12 protein-coding genes and 3 pseudogenes are annotated in these 15,231 nt (G+C 73.9%); 7 read left to right on the top strand and 8 right to left on the bottom strand.

Annotated elements, in window-relative coordinates; translation table 11 throughout:
• The first annotated feature begins 229 nt into the window (after positions 1 to 229).
• Positions 230 to 1,036 (top strand): SGNH/GDSL hydrolase family protein, encoded by an 807-nt coding sequence (locus tag AC07DA_RS24620; RefSeq protein WP_479130364.1) that lies wholly within the window; start codon positions 230 to 232, stop codon positions 1,034 to 1,036.
• Positions 1,037 to 1,040: 4 nt separating this feature from the next.
• Here the strand turns inward: AC07DA_RS24620 and AC07DA_RS24615 are convergent, their stop codons facing one another.
• The 4 genes from AC07DA_RS24615 to AC07DA_RS24600 all read right to left on the bottom strand — a co-directional run bounded on the left by AC07DA_RS24615 (position 1,041) and on the right by AC07DA_RS24600 (position 7,642).
• Positions 1,041 to 2,672: a serine/threonine-protein kinase gene (locus AC07DA_RS24615; protein WP_479130363.1), complete on the bottom strand. Its 1,632-nt coding sequence runs from the start codon at positions 2,670 to 2,672 to the stop codon at positions 1,041 to 1,043.
• Positions 2,673 to 2,751: 79 nt separating this feature from the next.
• Positions 2,752 to 4,356 (bottom strand): HoxN/HupN/NixA family nickel/cobalt transporter, encoded by a 1,605-nt coding sequence (locus AC07DA_RS24610; RefSeq protein ID WP_479130362.1) that lies wholly within the window; start codon positions 4,354 to 4,356, stop codon positions 2,752 to 2,754.
• Positions 4,353 to 6,005: a tetratricopeptide repeat protein gene (locus tag AC07DA_RS24605; RefSeq protein WP_479130361.1), complete on the bottom strand. Its 1,653-nt coding sequence runs from the start codon at positions 6,003 to 6,005 to the stop codon at positions 4,353 to 4,355. Before AC07DA_RS24605 ends, AC07DA_RS24610 begins: the two co-directional genes overlap by 4 nt.
• Before the next feature lie 104 nt (positions 6,006 to 6,109).
• The gene (locus tag AC07DA_RS24600; RefSeq protein WP_479130360.1) at positions 6,110 to 7,642 is read right to left on the bottom strand and encodes a DUF4331 domain-containing protein; all 1,533 of its coding nucleotides are present in this window, start codon (positions 7,640 to 7,642) and stop codon (positions 6,110 to 6,112) included.
• A 226-nt stretch (positions 7,643 to 7,868) separates the two neighbouring features.
• Here AC07DA_RS24600 and AC07DA_RS24595 point away from each other — a divergent pair, with 226 nt between their 5' ends.
• The 3 genes from AC07DA_RS24595 (at position 7,869) to AC07DA_RS24585 (ending at position 9,616) form a co-directional block, all read left to right on the top strand.
• Positions 7,869 to 8,411, top strand: coding sequence for a sigma-70 family RNA polymerase sigma factor (locus tag AC07DA_RS24595; protein ID WP_479130359.1), 543 nt, complete (start codon positions 7,869 to 7,871; stop codon positions 8,409 to 8,411).
• Complete coding sequence (locus tag AC07DA_RS24590; protein ID WP_479130358.1) at positions 8,408 to 9,223, top strand: anti-sigma factor; 816 nt, start codon at positions 8,408 to 8,410, stop codon at positions 9,221 to 9,223. Before AC07DA_RS24595 ends, AC07DA_RS24590 begins: the two co-directional genes overlap by 4 nt.
• Positions 9,224 to 9,349: 126 nt before the next feature.
• Positions 9,350 to 9,616, top strand: a complete 267-nt coding sequence (locus AC07DA_RS24585) for a hypothetical protein (RefSeq protein WP_479130357.1) — start codon at positions 9,350 to 9,352, stop codon at positions 9,614 to 9,616.
• Positions 9,617 to 9,798: 182 nt separating this feature from the next.
• Here AC07DA_RS24585 and AC07DA_RS24580 read toward each other — a convergent pair.
• Positions 9,799 to 9,993: pseudogene (locus tag AC07DA_RS24580) on the bottom strand (ABC transporter permease); the annotation flags it as partial.
• Here AC07DA_RS24580 and AC07DA_RS24575 point away from each other — a divergent pair.
• Positions 9,989 to 10,521: pseudogene (locus tag AC07DA_RS24575) on the top strand (TetR/AcrR family transcriptional regulator C-terminal domain-containing protein); the annotation flags it as partial. The pseudogenes AC07DA_RS24580 and AC07DA_RS24575 sit on opposite strands and share 5 nt — an antisense overlap.
• A 38-nt stretch (positions 10,522 to 10,559) precedes the next feature.
• A pseudogene (locus AC07DA_RS24570) lies at positions 10,560 to 10,754 on the top strand (SRPBCC family protein); the annotation flags it as partial.
• Positions 10,755 to 10,760: 6 nt separating this feature from the next.
• On the opposite strand, the gene AC07DA_RS24565 reads toward AC07DA_RS24570, so the two are convergent.
• From AC07DA_RS24565 to hmgA, 3 genes are all read right to left on the bottom strand, one after another.
• A complete protein-coding gene (locus AC07DA_RS24565) occupies positions 10,761 to 11,906 on the bottom strand; it encodes a type ISP restriction/modification enzyme (protein WP_479130356.1) in 1,146 nt (381 codons plus the stop codon).
• 70 nt (positions 11,907 to 11,976) lie between these two features.
• Entirely contained in the window at positions 11,977 to 12,726 is a 750-nt protein-coding gene (locus tag AC07DA_RS24560) for a GntR family transcriptional regulator (RefSeq protein ID WP_479130355.1), read from the bottom strand.
• Between the two features lie 26 nt (positions 12,727 to 12,752).
• Complete coding sequence (hmgA, locus tag AC07DA_RS24555) at positions 12,753 to 14,105, bottom strand: homogentisate 1,2-dioxygenase (protein WP_479130354.1); 1,353 nt, start codon at positions 14,103 to 14,105, stop codon at positions 12,753 to 12,755.
• Positions 14,106 to 14,259: 154 nt separating this feature from the next.
• Between hmgA and AC07DA_RS24550 the strand changes: the two genes are divergently transcribed.
• Positions 14,260 to 15,231: hypothetical protein (locus tag AC07DA_RS24550; protein ID WP_479130353.1), on the top strand; the 972-nt coding region annotated here is incomplete at its 3' end.

The following is a 15,231-nucleotide window of genomic DNA, read 5'->3' as shown; positions in this document are numbered from 1 at the left end:
CGGCCGGAGTACAGCGTCGACCCTCCACCGGCGTAGGACAAGGGACTTGAGCGATCGTCAACAAATCTGTCATGAGCACGCAACAGTGGGCGCCGGATGTGTGACCGCAAGTGCGGTGAACGCGCCACGTGCCGTGAAAAGGGCCGAAAAGGCTTGGCATGGACACTTCCTGTCAACACGCGTAGCTGCTACGACGGTTATGGCAGAGATCCTGCTAAAGGGAGGTTCCATGAGACGTTCCCGATTTGTCGTCCTCGTGAGCTCGCTCCTCCTCGCCGCCGGCACCGCCCTCACCGGGGCAGCCACGGCGCAGGCGTCCTCACTCGCCCCAACTGGCGGCTACGTGGCCCTCGGTGACTCCTACTCCTCGGGAGTCGGAGCCGGCAGCTACATCAGCTCCAGCGGCGACTGCAAGCGCAGCACGAAGGCCTACCCCTACCTCTGGGCCGCCGCCCACTCACCCTCGACCTTCGATTTCACCGCCTGCTCCGGCGCCCGAACGGGTGATGTTCTCTCCGGACAGCTCGGCCCGCTCAGCGCCGCCACCGCCCTCGTCTCCGTCAGCGTCGGCGGCAACGACGCCGGATTCGCCGACGTCATGACGACCTGTGTGACCCAGTCCGACAGCGCCTGCATCTCCCGCATCAACACCGCCCGCGCGTACGTCGACTCCACGCTGCCCGGCAAACTCGACAGCGTGTACTCGGCGATCCGCTCCAAGGCGCCGAGCGCCCGGGTCGTCGTCCTCGGCTACCCCCGGTTCTACAAGCTCGGCACCACCTGCCTCGGTCTGTCCGAGGCCAAGCGCAAGGCCATCAACGACGCCTCCGACCACCTGAACACCGCCATCGGAAAGCGCGCCGCGAACCACGGCTTCGTCTTCGGCGACGTCCGCCCCGCCTTCACCGGCCACGAGATCTGCTCCGGCGACTCCTGGCTGCACAGCGTCAACTGGCTCAACATCGGCGAGTCCTACCACCCCAAGGCCCCCGGCCAGTCGGGCGGCTACCTCCCCGTGCTCACCGCCAACGACTGACCGCCTAGCCGGACCCGGACCCGCCGTCCGGGTCCCCTGCCGTGCCCGAAGGAGAAGGGGAGGCCCCGCCCGTCGGGGTCTCCGTCTCGCACATGATCGAGAACGGCACCGACTCGGACGTCGTCCGCACCGGTTCCCGCACCTCGACGGCGATCTCGTTCTCGAACGTGCCGGATCGCTCCTCGATCGTGACCGTCACCGTGTCCTGCCTCGTCCGGCCGCCGCCCTCGGGGAACGACGCCGTCTTCCAGCCCCCGTCCAGTACCGAACCGTCCCCCGTCACCCAGCGGTAGCGCACCTCGGCCGGCAGCCGACCCACCGTGAGCGTCGCCGCGAACCTCGGCGCCCGCGCGGACGGCGGCGGGCACGGGCCCGTGTAGTCCGTGCGCGCACCCTCCAGCGCGACGCGCACCGACTGCGGCGGCGGACTGCTCCGCTCACTCTCGCTCACGCTCTCGCTCGGCGTCGGGGAGGGACTGGGCTTCCCGCTCCCCGTGTTCCGCGGCGGTTCCCCCGTCCCGGCGGGCGTACTCGCTCCCGCGTCCCGGTCGCCGCCGTCCCCGCCCGAGTCGTTCAGCAGCGCGTACGTCAGCCCGCCCACCGCGAGCGCCAGCGCCACTACGCCCGCGGCCAGCACCCGGCCCGCCCGCCGGTCGCGGCCCCGGCCGGCGTCAGGCGTCGTCGCCCCGCCCGAGCCGGATGCCGCCGGCTGCCCGGCGTAAGGCGTCGGTGGCGTGGGAGAGGGTTCCGGACGGGCCGCCACGGTCGGCCGGTACGGGACCGCCCGCACGGTGTCCGCGCGGGGCGAGCCGCCCGCGCCGATCACGCGCAGCTCCTGCTCGGCCCGCTCGGCCGGCAGCCGCTGCTCAGGCTCCTTGCGCAGCAGGCCCTCGATCACCGGGGCGAGCGGCCCGGCCCGGTACGGCGGCGGCAGTTCCTCGTCCACGATCGCGCGCAGCGTGCTCAGCGGGGTGTCGTGGCGGAAGGGCGAGTGGCCCTCCACCGCCGCGTACAGCAGCACACCGAGCGACCACAGGTCGGACTCGGGGCCCGGCGTGCGCCCCAGCGCGCGCTCCGGGGCGAGGAACTCGGGCGAACCGATCACCTCGCCGGTCATGGTGAGCGCCGAACTGCCCTCCACCATGGCGATGCCGAAGTCGGTGAGCACGATCCGGCCGTCGTTGGCGATCAGCACGTTGGCCGGTTTCACGTCCCGGTGCAGCACCCCGGCCGCGTGCGCGGCCCGCAGCGCGGCCAGCACCTCGGCGCCGATGTGCGCGGCCCGCTGCGGCGACATCGGGCCCTCGGCGTCCAGGACCTCGGCCAGGGACAGGCCCCGGACCAGCTCCATGACGATCCAGGGCCGGCCCTCGTCCGTCGCCACGTCGTACACCGTGACCACGTTCCGGTTGGCCACCCGGGCCGCCGCCCACGCCTCCCGCTCCAGCCGGGCGTACATCCGCCGCACGTCGTCGCCCCCCAGACCGGCCGGGGCGCGCACCTCCTTGACGGCGACCTCGCGGTGCAGCAGCTCGTCGCGGGCGCGCCACACCGTGCCCATGCCGCCCTCGCCGAGCGGTGCCAGGAGCCGGTAACGGCCCGCGATCACCCGCTCATGGCCCGGTTCTTCGGACACGGCGCCCCCATTCGCAGCCGGGCGGAATCGCCCTGAGATCTGTCTTCCCCAGGACGGGGGACTTCCTCACGAACGTAACTCAGCCCAGTGCGGATGCCGCCCCCCTGAACACGAGTCCGGCCCCGAGAACGACGACGGCGAAGGCCGAGCCCAGCGGGGCGGTCCGGCGCACCAGGGCCGCCAACGGGCCCGCCGTCCAGCGGGGGCGCCGGCCCAGCACCCGGGTCATGCCGCTGCCGGCCTTGACGACGGCGTACCCGGCGGCGGTGAGGGTGAGGGCCAGGCCCACGCCGTAGGCCACGACGAGCAGCAGGCCGAACCAGGCCTGTCCGAGCGCCGCGGCACCGACCAGCACCACCACGGCCGAGGGGCTGGGCACCAGCCCGCCCGCGAAGCCCATGAGGATCGTGCCGCGCAGGGTCGGGGCGACGGGATGGCTGTGTGTGAACCCGCCATGGGTGTGCTCGACCGTGTGGGGGTGGGAGTGGGGATGGGTGTGGTCGTGCGGGTGGGTGTGGCCGTGGTCGTGGTGATCATGACTGTGGTCGTGCTCGTGGTCGTGATCGTGGTCGTGGCGGTGGTGACCGTCGTGCCCGTGCCCGCCGTGCCCGCCGTGGTCGTGGCCGGGGGCGTGCAGGTGGGTGTGCGCGCGGTTGCGCAGGGCGCGGCGGACCAGGCCGGCGCCCGCCAGGGTCACCAGGACGCCGCTGGCGACGCCGAGCCAGGCGATCACCGACGGGGCCGCCGCGGAACCGGCCGTGACCAGGAGGCCCAGGGCGACCACGCCGAGCGTGTGGGTGACCGTCACCGAGGCGGCCATGGGCAGGACGTCCTTCATCCGGGCCCGGCCGCCCCGGGCCGCCGCCGTCGCGGCCATGAGGGTCTTGCCGTGGCCCGGGGCGAGCGCGTGCATCGCGCCGAGGACCACGGCGATGCCGAGGGCCAGCGCGGCGAAGCCGGCCGTGAGGTCGTGCCGGGCGACCAGCTCGTCGAGGGCGCGCGTCCAGCGGTCGGCGCCGCGCGGCAGCACCGAGGCCGCGGGGGCGTCCGACTCGTCGGCGGCCAGGGCCGGACCGCCCGGGCGGATCCGCAGCGCGGCCGAGGCCGTGTCGGCCGGGGAGGACAGCAACTCCTCCGGGTAGCGGGTCAGTGCGCCCGAGATCGACGTCTCCGGCACGTCCGACGCGATGAGCGTCATCCGGTCGCCGCGGGCCGTGATCTCCCGCCAGCCCGGTCCCGAGGAGGCGCCCGCGCCCCGGAAGCCGAGCGCCACGGACTCGCGGTCCGAGGGGAGGGGAGCGGTCAGCGCGCACTCCACCCGAAGCGTGTCGAGCCCCGCCTGTCCGGGCCGCACGCGCGCGCGGCTGCGTTCGGCGGTCAGGGCGACCGCGCGGCCGTCGACGGTGACGCGGCTGTCCTCGGCGGCGGTGGCGCACCGCTGACGGGCCCACAGCGCCATGCCGAGGCGCTCGATGTCCGGCTTCGCCTGGGTCGCCGGGATCTCGGCGAGGTCCTCGACGTGCCGGACCCGTAGCTCGCCGGGCGCGGCGACCAGGCCGTCGTAGCGGTTGACGGTGAAGTTGCCCAGCGGGTGGGCGCTCGCCGTGGCGGCGGGCAGCAGGGTGAGCGCGCAGGCGGCCGTGAGGACGGCGGCGCCGGACGCGAACAGCCGGCGCACGGTCACCGGTTCCCCTCCAGGTCGTCGAGTGCGGTCCGGGCCTCGCGCGCGCCGAGCGGCGAGAAGCCGGGGTTCAGGCCGAGCGCGGCCTTCAGGTGCTCGCGGGCCGCGCGCTCGTTGCCGGTGGCCCGCTCGATGATCCCGCGGTGGTAGAGGAAGGCCGCGTTGCGGTAGCCGGTGGCGGTGGCCCGGCGGGCGTACGGCAGGGCCTCCTCGTCCCGGCCGTTGACGTGCAGGGCCCAGGCGAGGGCGTCGGCGGTGTGCACGCTGTGGCGGCGGTCCCACTCGGCGCGGGCGGCGCGCAGGGCCGCCTTCCGGTCGCCGTGGTCGGCGGCGGCCAGGGCCGTGTCGAGGTCGGCGTTGACCCCGCCCGCCCGGGCGAGGGACGTCCAGGCGTCCACGAGGGCGTACTGGTCGTCGGCCCTGGCCCGGCCGCCGTCCTCGCCACGGGCCTCGTACAGCTCGCCGAGCGCGACGAGCGGGCCGGGCAGCGGGGAGCGCGCGACGACCTGTTCGAGGCCCCGCACGGCGGCCGCCCGGTCGCCGCGCGCGGCCTGGGCGCGGGCACGGCCCTCCAGGGCGGGGAGGTACTCGTCGTCGGCGGCGAGTGCGCGGGCGTAGTGGTCGAGGGCGGTTCCGTACTCGCCCTCGTTCCAAGCGAGTTGACCGAGACTCGTGGCCACGTAGGCGACGTCGGCGGGGGCGCTCGCGGCGTTCAGGGCGCGTTGGAGCACCTCGCGCGCCGTGCGGACGTCGCCACGCAGTTCGTGCACGTACGCGTACCGCGTGAACACCGGCACCCCGGGGCGCCGGTCGTCGGCGGTCCGGGCGGCCTCGGCGGCGTCGTCGTACCGGCCGAGTTCGACGAGCGCGTCGATTCGGGTGCACAGGGCGCGTTCGTTGTAGGGGTTCTGCTCCAGGGCCCGGTCGGCGTCGGCCAGGGCGCCGGGGAAGTCGTGCCGGGCGGCGGCGAGGGCGGCCCGGCCGGCGAGGGCCTGGTCGTTGCCGGGCCGCAGGGCGAGGGAGCGCCGGAGCGCGCGTTCGGCCTGCGGGTAGCGCGAGGGATCGCCCTTGGTGCGGGCCTGCTCGACGTAGGCGACACCGAGGGTGGCCCAGCCGCCGAAGTCCCGTGGCTGGGCCCGTAGATGCCGCTGGAGGGAGGCGATGCCGGAGTCGAGATCGCCCCGGGCGAGAGCACCGGGCGACAGGGCCCCGGCGGCGGACACGGCGACGACGCCGCCGTCCCGGTCGCCCGCGCCCCCGAAGGCCACGGCCCCTCCGGTCAGCGCGACGGCCAGCAGCGCGGCACACCCGGCCAGATGAGCGGCCCGCCGGCGCCGCCCGCCCTCGGCGGCCCGCCGCGGTACGGCCACGCGCCGACCGGGGCCGGGATCGGTGCCGTGGTCGCGGCGAGACTCGGTGTCGGTGTCGGTGTCGGTGTCGGTGCCGCTGCCGCTGCCGTGGGCGCGGCCGGGTTCGGCGTCCCTGCCGGGGGCGTGGGCCTCCGCAGCCCTCCGTGCCGCTGCGCCCGGCTCCGCGTTCATGTCCGGCTCTGCCTCCGTGCCCGGGTCCGCCTCCGGCTCCGGCTCCGTGCCCGGCGACGGTGGCCGGTCGTCGTGCCTGCCCGGTGTGCTGTCGGTCGTACGCGGAGGCATGACTCTCCTCGGTCGGATGTGCGGGTGGGGATGCGGGAGGTGGCGGCGCGGCCCGTGCCGTGGGGGGTGAGGGGACGGGCCGCGCCAGTCGGGAGCGGAACGGGTCAGTACGCCCGGTTCCGCATGCGGCGCCACCACATCAGGGCCGCGCCGACCAGGACGATGCCGCCCGCCCCAGCGCCGGCGGACGCGGCGATCAGGCGCGTGTCGTCCGAGCCCTGCGCGCCGGCCGGCTGGAGCGCGTCGCCCAGCTGGCTGCGGACGTCGTTGCCGCCGTCCACGCCCTTGGCGAGCGGACCGCGCGAACCCTCCGTCGGCAGCGCCAGGTACGGGAAGGACTGCTCGAAGTCCTTGTCGTTCTTGTCGACCGCGTCCCCCAGGTCGTTCTTCGCGCCCAGCAGCTCACCCTCGACGACCTGGAGCGAGGCGTCGATCACGTCGTCGGTGAGGCGGCGGCCGTTCGGGAAGCCCGCGTTGTCACCGTCCAGGACGCCCAGCCGCTTGGGCTCGGCGGCCGGCTTGACGGACGTGTTGAGCCGCAGTTGCTCCGACGGCGTCACGTGCGGCGGCTGGTTGAGGTCCTTGACGCCCTTGAGGAAGACGTCGACCAGGTCGTTGCGCGGCTCGTCCGGGGCCGGGATCTTGTAGATCGCCTCGATGAGCTTCGGCAGCTCCGGGTTGGTGACGTTCTTCAGGAACTGGGCGTCGTCCCGGGGCGCGGACGCGTTGAACCTGTCCTTGTCCTTCAGCGGGTTGACGACCTCGTTGACCAGCGGGTTGCCCAGGCGCGAGACCTGCGAGAAGTAGCCCCGCGCGTTCTTGCGCTGCGTGGTGGACCAGATGCCGACGACCGGCTGGTCGTGCGACTTGGTGAGGAAGCTGCTGGGAACCTGCAGGGCTATGGAGTTGACGTTGTAGCCCTTGAGCGTGTCGTTGCCGACCTCGGAGAGGTTCCCGCCGTACAGCAGGTCGAAGACGCGCAGGTCCAGGAAGAACGGGTCGTCGGCCTGCCCGGCGAACGTCTGGGCGCCCCCCGCCAGCTTGTGCACCGCCTGCTTGCGCAGGGCGGCGTAGTCCGGCATCGAGGCCTTGCCGACGTTCGACGGCGCCACCGGCACGTCGTCGGCCACCTTCGTCTTCGACACCGCCTTGAGGTGCCGCAGCTTGATCAGTTCGAGGTCGTACGTCTGCGTGATGTTGAGGTCCGGGTCGTCGAGGCTCTCGACGGGACCGGTGTTGTAGAGGAACGTCTTGTCGTTCTTCGTGTGGGTGCTGAACGTGTAGCGGAACACCAGGTCTTCCCGCGCGTCCCCGTCGCTGTCGACGCGCAGGTCGTACTGCGCGTCCTCGGCGAAGGTGAAGAAGTTGGGCCCGCCGGCCGGTTCCTCGAAGGGGATCCAGTTGGCGATGATGGTCGTGGTGTCCGGCTTGTCCGGGCTGACGAACGCGTACACGTCCGTGGTGTCGTACTGCGGGGTCCCCGAGATCAGCGGGGCCTCCCGGTGACTGGAGGCGGAGGCCGCCTCCGGTTCCAGCGCGGTCACGCCGGCGGCGGTGAGCCCGCCGGCGGCCAGCGCACCACAGATCGCGGTCGCGATGCTCCCGCGTCCCGCACCGGTCCTGGAGATAGGTGTCATGCCGTCCGTCCTCCGTGCCAACTTGCCTGACACACACCCTTCGGAGCGGTCGGCGAAGCGGATTGGTCGAATCTCAAACGTTCTTACGGCGCGTCTGAAAAGTTGTTTCACCGTCGGCGACCCGCGTTTTCGGCGCGCTGATCCGTAACCCCATCCGGAGGTGTGTGCGTTGCGAATGCCTCGTGTGAGGGGACAGGCCCGGTGCGGCCTCGGAGAGGGGGACCGAGTGGAGGCGGACGAACTGCTGCTGCTCGTGGCGAGCGGGGACCAGAAGGCGTTCGAGGAGTTGTACGGACTGGTGTCCGGCCCGGTGTTCGGGCTCGTACGGCGCGTGGTGCGCGATCCGGCCCAGTCGGAGGAGGTGGCTCAGGAAGTGCTGCTCGAACTGTGGCGCTCCGCCGCGAAGTTCGACCCCGGGCGCGGCAGCGCCCTGTCCTGGGTCCTCACCCTCGCCCACCGCCGGGCCGTCGACCGGGTGCGCAGCGCCCGCGCGGCCGGGGAGCGCGAGCAGCGCGAGGCACTGCGCGCCGGCCAGCCGGCCTTCGACCACGTCACCGAGGAGGTCGAGGCCGGGCTGGAGCGCGAGTGGGTGCGCCGCTGCCTGGACCGGCTCACGGTCCTGCAGCGCCAGTCCGTCACCCTCGCCTACTACGAGGGCTACACCTACCGTGAGGTGGCCGAGCAGCTCTCCCTGCCGCTCGGCACGGTCAAGACGCGCATGCGCGACGGGCTGACCCGGATGCGCGAGTGCCTGGGAGGCCTGGCATGAGCCTGTTCCGCCGCGAGGACCTGCACTCGCTCGCCGCGCCCTACGCGCTGGACGCCCTCGAACCGCCCGAGCGGGTCCGCTTCGAGAAGCACCTGAAGGACTGCGACCGCTGCGCCGCCGAGGTGCGCGCCCTGTCCGAGGACGCGGTCCGGCTGGCCTGGTCCACGGCGGCCCCGGCCCCGGCGGCGCTGCGCGACCGGGTGCTGGCCGCGGTCCGGACGACGCCGCAGGATCCCGCGCCGCGGGAGACGCGTGAGCCGGCGCGCGGGCGAGCCCCGCAGCTGCCGCCGCACGTGTGGGGCGTGCGGCCGCCGCCCCGGCAGCGGGCGCGGCGCCGGATCCCGCTGTTCGTGCCGTTCGCCACGGCCACCGCCGCCGCGGCCCTCGTCGTCGCCTCGCTGTTCGCCGTGCAGGCGAACCGGACCCAGGACGAACTGGCCGCCGAGCGCGACCGGTCACGTGAGATCGCCCACGTTCTGGCGGCTCCGGACGCCCGCGCGAGCAGCGGACGGGACGCCCGGGGCCGTGTCATCGGAGTGATCGCTTCCGCCACGGAGGGGAGCGCGGTGGTCACCCTCGGCGGATACGGCGCCCCGCCGGGCGGCCGTGTGCACCAGCTGTGGCTCATGCGCCCGGGCGCGCAACCGCGCTCCCTGGGGGTCTTCCAGGGCGACACGCCGCTGGTCGCGACGGGTCTGGGCACCTCCGCGACGTCACTGGCCGTAACCGTCGAGCCCGCGGGCGGATCGCCCCGGCCCACTACACAGCCGATCGTCCAACTCGCCCTGAAATCTGTTGGATTCGGAGAGTGATCGGGGATACATCGTCAACCCCCTTGTGGGGAAGGTGAATCCTGTGACCGCGATACACGTGTGCCCGGACGGGGCGATAGGGTTAACCTGCCCGGGCCGGGTGGACTCGTACGGGTGGGGAGTGACATGGAACAGATAACAGTGCGCAGCAGGGCCAGGGTCCCTGCGATCACCTGCGGGAGCAGCGCGACCAGTTCGCGCCTCGACCGCCACCTCTCGGTGCTGGCGGGCCCTGCCGTCCCGCAGCGGGAGACGGTCGAGGCGACCTCGCTGATGCGTGAACTGACCGCGCGTCAGCCGCACGACCGCAGTGGCCGGAACGCGCGCGTCCGTCGCGTCTCGCTCTTCGCGCCGCTGCGCCGGCTGCGCCGCTCGCTCTTCGGCGGCAGGTAGGGGCCCGCGCTCGGGCGGTCGCACCGCCCCCGGCGCACGCTGCGCACTCGTCGTCCGTCATCCCCGCGGCACGCAGCGGCGCCAGGTGTCTTCCCGAGCGCGGTACGCCCCCCGGTCGGTGCCCCGACCCACCCGGCAGCGACCGGGGGCTCCGCGCGGCCTCGGTGTCCGAATCCGCCCGCTCATCGCTCCCCACGCGCGTAACGCCGCACGGCCAGCGGCACGAACACCCCCAGCAGCACCGCGCGCCACAGCAGTGACCCGGCGACGGGGTGGGCCACCGGCCAGGCCGCCCCGTCGGGCACCGGGGCGTTGCCGAAGAGGTCCCGCAGCGCCGTCGCCACCGCGCTGATCGGATTCCACTCGGCAACCGTCCGCCGCGAAGAGGACCTGTACGAGCCGATGATCGACGCCGTCGGTGCCGGGCACGAGCTGTTCGAGCCCACGGGCGACTGGCGCGCCGACATGCTCCGCAACGCGGAGCAGACCCGCGCCATCATGCGCCGCCACACCTGGCTGCCACGGCTGATGGCCGGGGTGCTCGGCTTCAGCCCCCACACCCTGCGCTACCTGGAGCACTGCCTGGCCTGCCTGGAGCCGCTCGACGTCCCGGCCGGCACCAAGACGAAGCTGATCGCGCTGCTCAACGGCGTCGTGACGACGTACACCGCGAACGACATCGCGACCGTCGAGCGCACCCGCTCCGTGCCCTGTGCTCCGTGCCCTGGTCCGTGGAGGAGGAGAACGCCGCGCGCATGGCCTACCTGGGCAGCCAGGTGGCGACCGGCGCGTACCCGCGGCTGGCCGCGGCCTTCGCCGAGCAGAGCGGGCCGGTCGACCTGGACGCGGTGTTCCGCAGGGCGCTCGAACGCGTTCTGGACGCCTTCGACCCGGAGGCGCGCTGACCCGGGCGGCGCACCGATGAGTTGGGTCCGTCGAGACGGACGTCCGCCCGGGCGGACCATGGAAGGCCACGATGGTCACCCCCGACGGCGGGCGGTTCCCGCTGACCGGCTCCTGCCCGGAGACCGACGAGAACCGGCGCCTGGTCATCGGCATGGACGTCCCCGGCAGGCCCGAGCCCGCCGTGATGACCGTGGAACTGCACCAGGAGGACGGCCACCGGACGCGGGACTGACCCCGGTCAGAGCAACGCCAGCTGCCCCTCCGGACCCTCCTCGGGGCCGTCCAGGACCGACGCGGGGCGGCGGGCCGTCGTCGGCACGGGCAGCACGCCCGCCGCGCGCAGCTCCGTCGCCGTGATCGGGTCGGGAAAGGGCGGCTCCTCCAGCGGCCGCAGTCCGGCCAGCAGGGCCAGGACCGTGATCAGCTCCAGGAGTTCCGACGTCCAGGCCTGCGGCCAGGTCGCGGGGCGGATCGCCGCCAGCGTGCCCGGCTCGGGAGCCGTGACGCGCGCCGTGAACCACTGCTCCAGGACGCGCACGCCGCCCACCTGGTAGTCCCAGGCCTCCGGCGGCACCGGGGAGATGCGGCCCTCGTCCAGCAGCAGGGCCTCCTCGTCCCGGTCGTAGCGCAGGGCCACGGGCCGGGAGGGCAGCGGGGCGCGGACGTAGGGGCGGCGACCGCCGGGGAGCCTCGGGCGCTCGCCGTCGCGGCGCATCAGCCACAGCAACCGGTGGCCGTGCTCCACGCCCCGTTCCCACGCGCCGGCGTCCCCGGTGAGCGGCACGGTGAGATCCGGGCGGGCCGTCGCCGTGATCCAGGCCAGGACGTCCAGCGGTGCCGGGACGGCGCCCAGACGGCTGCCGAGGTGCTCCAGGAGGCCCGGGGCCAGGTTCGGCTCCAGGCCGCCGGGGCGCCGGAACAGCGGGCGGACGCGGCCGGGCCGCAGCAGGGGGAGCAGCGAGGTGGCGAGCAGTGCCTCCGGCGCCTCCACCAGGAAGACCTGGCGTTCGTCCGCCACCCGCCACAACTCCGGGCGGGCCGCGTCGATCAGCCGCTGGTCCGGGATGAGCCACTGCTCGTCGAAGGGCGCGGACAGCACCCGCACCGGCTCCGGGCACGCTCCCGAGGCGCGGGCCAGCTTCTCCGTGCCGCTGTCCGCCCGGCCGGGCAGCTGGCCGACCGCGGTGTGCAGCGTGCGTGAGCGGCTCGGCTCGAACAGGGCCTCGCGGTCGGGTCCCTCGGCCTTCATCAGGGCGTCCCAGCGGGCCTTCAGGGACACCGCGTCGGGCCCCGCCGGCCAGCCCCGGCCGAGCCGCGGCGGTGCGACGGACCACGGCATGAGGTCCGCCAGCGGCGGAGCGTCGTCGTGCGTCACGCCCCGCATCGTACGACGCGTCCCGCACGCGCCGGGGGCGCGGGGAAGGACGGGACGGACCCCCACGGGTCGGCGGCGCTCATGTGGCGTCCAGGGTCACGGTGAAGGAGAACCGGTCACCGCGGTAGTGGATGACGGCCACGTCCAGGGGGCGCCCCTCGGCGTCGTAGGCGACGCCCGTGTAGTGCAGGATCGGGCTCAGCAAGGGGACGCGCAGCAACCGGGCCGTCTCCGGGTCGGCCAGCCGGGCCTGCACGGTGTCCGTGATCCGGCTGATGCCCACCCCCACCACGTCCCGCAGCACCTTGGTCATGGGCCACCGCACCAGATCGTCCAGGTCGATCCGCTCGGCCAGTTCGGGGCGCACGTAGTTGCGGGCGTGGTTGGTCGGCTCACCGGTCTTCTCGTCGCTGCGCAGCCGGTGGTACGTCGCCACCTCCGCCACCTCCGGGAAGAACTCGGCGAGTTCGCCCGGCACGGGGCCGGTGCCGTGGTCCAGCAGCCGGGTCGTCATGCCCGACTGCTGGGCCACGATCGCGTCCACCGAACCGAGCAGCCGCACCGGCGCGCCCCGGCGCGCGTCCGGCTCGATGAACGTGCCCCGCCGCCGGTGCCGCGAGATCAGCCCCTCGTCCTCCAGCTCCTTCAGCGCCTGCCGCATGGTCAGCACGCTCACGCCGTAGTGCCCGGCCAGCTGCTCCTCCGTGGGCAGCCGCAGCGGGTCCCGCGGCGAGCGGCCGAGGATCGAGGCGCGCAGCGACTGCGACACCTGGTACCAGAGCGGCAGCTTGCGGTTCAGGACGATCGAGTCCGGGGCGAAGGAGGTCACGGGCCATCCGTACCGGTAGGAAATGATCAGTGCAAGGGGTTGAAGTGCCGCTCCAGGCCCTGCCAGACGTCGTCGTAGCGCTGCTGGAGGTGTTCCGCCCGGGCCGCGTGCGGGGTGAGGGCCACCGGCCAGCGGGTCTCGAACATGAAGGCCAGGCCGTCGTCGATCTTCTGCGGCCTCAGCTCGGCGGCGCTCGCCCGGTCGAAGGTCTCCCGGTCCGGGCCGTGCGCCGACATCATGTTGTGCAGCGAGCCGCCGCCCGGCACGAAGCCCTCGGCCTTGGCGTCGTACGCCCCCTCGATCAGGCCCATGTACTCGCTCATCACGTTCCGGTGGAAGTACGGCGGCCGGAAGGTGTCCTCGCCCACCAGCCAGCGCGGCGCGAACACCACGAAGTCGACTCCGGCCAGGCCCGGGGTGTCGGACGGGGAGGTCAGCACCGTGAAGATCGACGGGTCCGGGTGGTCGTAGGTGATGGTGCCGATCACATTGAACCGGCGCAGGTCGTAGACGTACGGCACGTGGTTGCCGTGCCAGGCGACGACGTCGAGCGGGGAGTGGTCGTAGGTGGCGGTCCACAGGTTGCCGCAGAACTTGTTCACCACCTCCACCGGGCCCTCGACGTCCTCGTAGGCGGCGACCGGGGCCCGGAAGTCCCTCGGGTTGGCGAGACCGTTGGCGCCGATCGGGCCCAGGTCCGGGAGGCGGAAGGGTGCGCCGTAGTTCTCGCACACATAACCGCGGGCGGACTCGTCGAGCAGCTCCACACGGAAGCGGACACCACGGGGGACCAGCGCCACATGTCCCGGCTCCACGTGGAGCAGGCCGAACTCCGTTCGCAGCAGCAGCCCGCCGCGCTCCGGGACGATGAGCAACTCGCCGTCGGAGTCGCTGAACACCCGCTCCATGGAGGCGTTCGCGGTGTAGAGGTGGATGGCCATGCCGGTGCGCTGGGTGGCGTCGCCGTTGCCGCCGAGCGTCCACAGGCCCGCGAGGAAGTCCGTCTCGGGCCCCGGGTCGGGCAGGGGGTTCCAGCGCAGGCGGTTGGGGTCGGGCACGGTCTGGGTGAAGGGGGCGGTGCGGACCGTGCCGTTGTGGGTCCGGGTGAACGCCGGGTGCGCCGCCGACGGCCGGATGCGGTACAGCCACGAACGGCGGTTGTGGGCCCGCGGCTCGGTGAAGGCCGTGCCGCTCAGCTGCTCCGCGTACAGCCCGAGCGGAGCCCGCTGCGGCGAGTTGCGGCCCTCGGGCAGTGCGCCCGGGACGGCCTCGGAGCTGTGCTCGTTGCCGAAGCCGGAGAGGTAGGTCAGCCCTTCGGCGGTCTTCCGCGCCTCGCCGCGCTCGAACCCGCTCACGCCGGTGGTACCCCCGTCGCCCATGCTCGCTGCTCCCTCGTCGTCTGATTCCTATGCATCACCGTAGGATTGCGTTTTCCCCCGCGCAAGAGGGACGCGGGACCTCCTCTCGGCGGATGACCCGAACCCGACTTGAGGACGATCCGCCGCGCCGGACGTGTGTTCTAGGCTCCCCGGCATGTCGTGGACACGCGGACCCCTCGCCGTGCTCGCGGTCTGTGTCCTCTGCCTGGCCGGAGCCGCGGGCTGCGGCTCCAGTGACGCACCGGAGAGCGGGGCGTCGCCCTCGCCCGTGGGCAGACTCCTGGAGGACCGGGACAAGGAGGGACGGCCCTACCGCGAGGTGGAGCGGAAGGGCGCCCCGGACGTCGGCGTCGAGGTGCAGCCCGACGCGGGCGGCGGCTGGGACGTGCGCCTGACCGTGCGCAACTTCCGCTTCTCGCCGGCCGGGTCGCCGGAGCGGGCGGTGGCCGGGCGCGGCCTCGCGCACCTCTACGTCGACGGCCGCCTGGTCGCCCGCCTGCGCACCCCCGAGTACCGGCTGCCCGCCCGTCTCGTGCCGCGCGGCACCCACCAGGTCACGGCCCGCCTCTACGCGGACGACGGCACGGTGTGGGCGGTGGAGGGTGACCCGGTGGAGACCACGGCCGACATCACGGCCTCACACCCGGACCCCGCCACGCCCCCGGACGCGACCGACCGGCGGTGGGCGCGGACGGAGCCCACGGAGGGCCGCTGGCGGGCCCGGGCGGCGACGCGGGATGTCCGGGGACTGGCTGGTGGGGGCGCGGTGGGTGTCCGGGGGTGGGCCGGTGTGGGCGCGGTGGGTGTCCGGGGGTGGGCCGGTGTGGGCGCGGTGGGTGTCCGGGGACTGGCCGGTGTGAGCGCGGTGGGTGCCCGGGGACTGGCCGGTGTGAGCGCGGTGGGTGCCCGGGGGTGGGCCGGTGCGGATGCCGTTGCCGTCCGGGGCTCGGCCAATGCGGGCGCCGAGGGTGCCCGGGGCTCGGCCGGTGCGGATGCCGTTGCCGTCGAGGGCTCGGTCGGTGCGGACGTGGTTGCCGTCCGGGGCTCGGCCAATGCGGGCGCCGAGGGTGCCCGGGGCTCGGCCGGTGCGGATGCCGTTGCCGTCGAGGGCTCGGTCGGTGCGGAC

The organism is Streptomyces sp. NPDC044921, from assembly GCF_056432865.1.
Note: the sequence above shows the minus strand (reverse complement) of the source record. Positions and strands in the feature narration are given on the sequence as shown.

Coding starts and splice junctions, on each gene's coding strand:
- hmgA (WP_479130354.1), bottom strand. CDS start 14,105: ATGGGCGACGGGGGTACCACCGGCGTGAGCGGGTTCGAGCGCGGCGAG.
- AC07DA_RS24620 (WP_479130364.1), top strand. CDS start 230: ATGAGACGTTCCCGATTTGTCGTCCTCGTGAGCTCGCTCCTCCTCGCC.
- AC07DA_RS24590 (WP_479130358.1), top strand. CDS start 8,408: ATGAGCCTGTTCCGCCGCGAGGACCTGCACTCGCTCGCCGCGCCCTAC.
- AC07DA_RS24605 (WP_479130361.1), bottom strand. CDS start 6,005: ATGCCTCCGCGTACGACCGACAGCACACCGGGCAGGCACGACGACCGG.
- AC07DA_RS24565 (WP_479130356.1), bottom strand. CDS start 11,906: ATGCGGGGCGTGACGCACGACGACGCTCCGCCGCTGGCGGACCTCATG.
- AC07DA_RS24585 (WP_479130357.1), top strand. CDS start 9,350: ATGGAACAGATAACAGTGCGCAGCAGGGCCAGGGTCCCTGCGATCACC.
- AC07DA_RS24600 (WP_479130360.1), bottom strand. CDS start 7,642: ATGACACCTATCTCCAGGACCGGTGCGGGACGCGGGAGCATCGCGACC.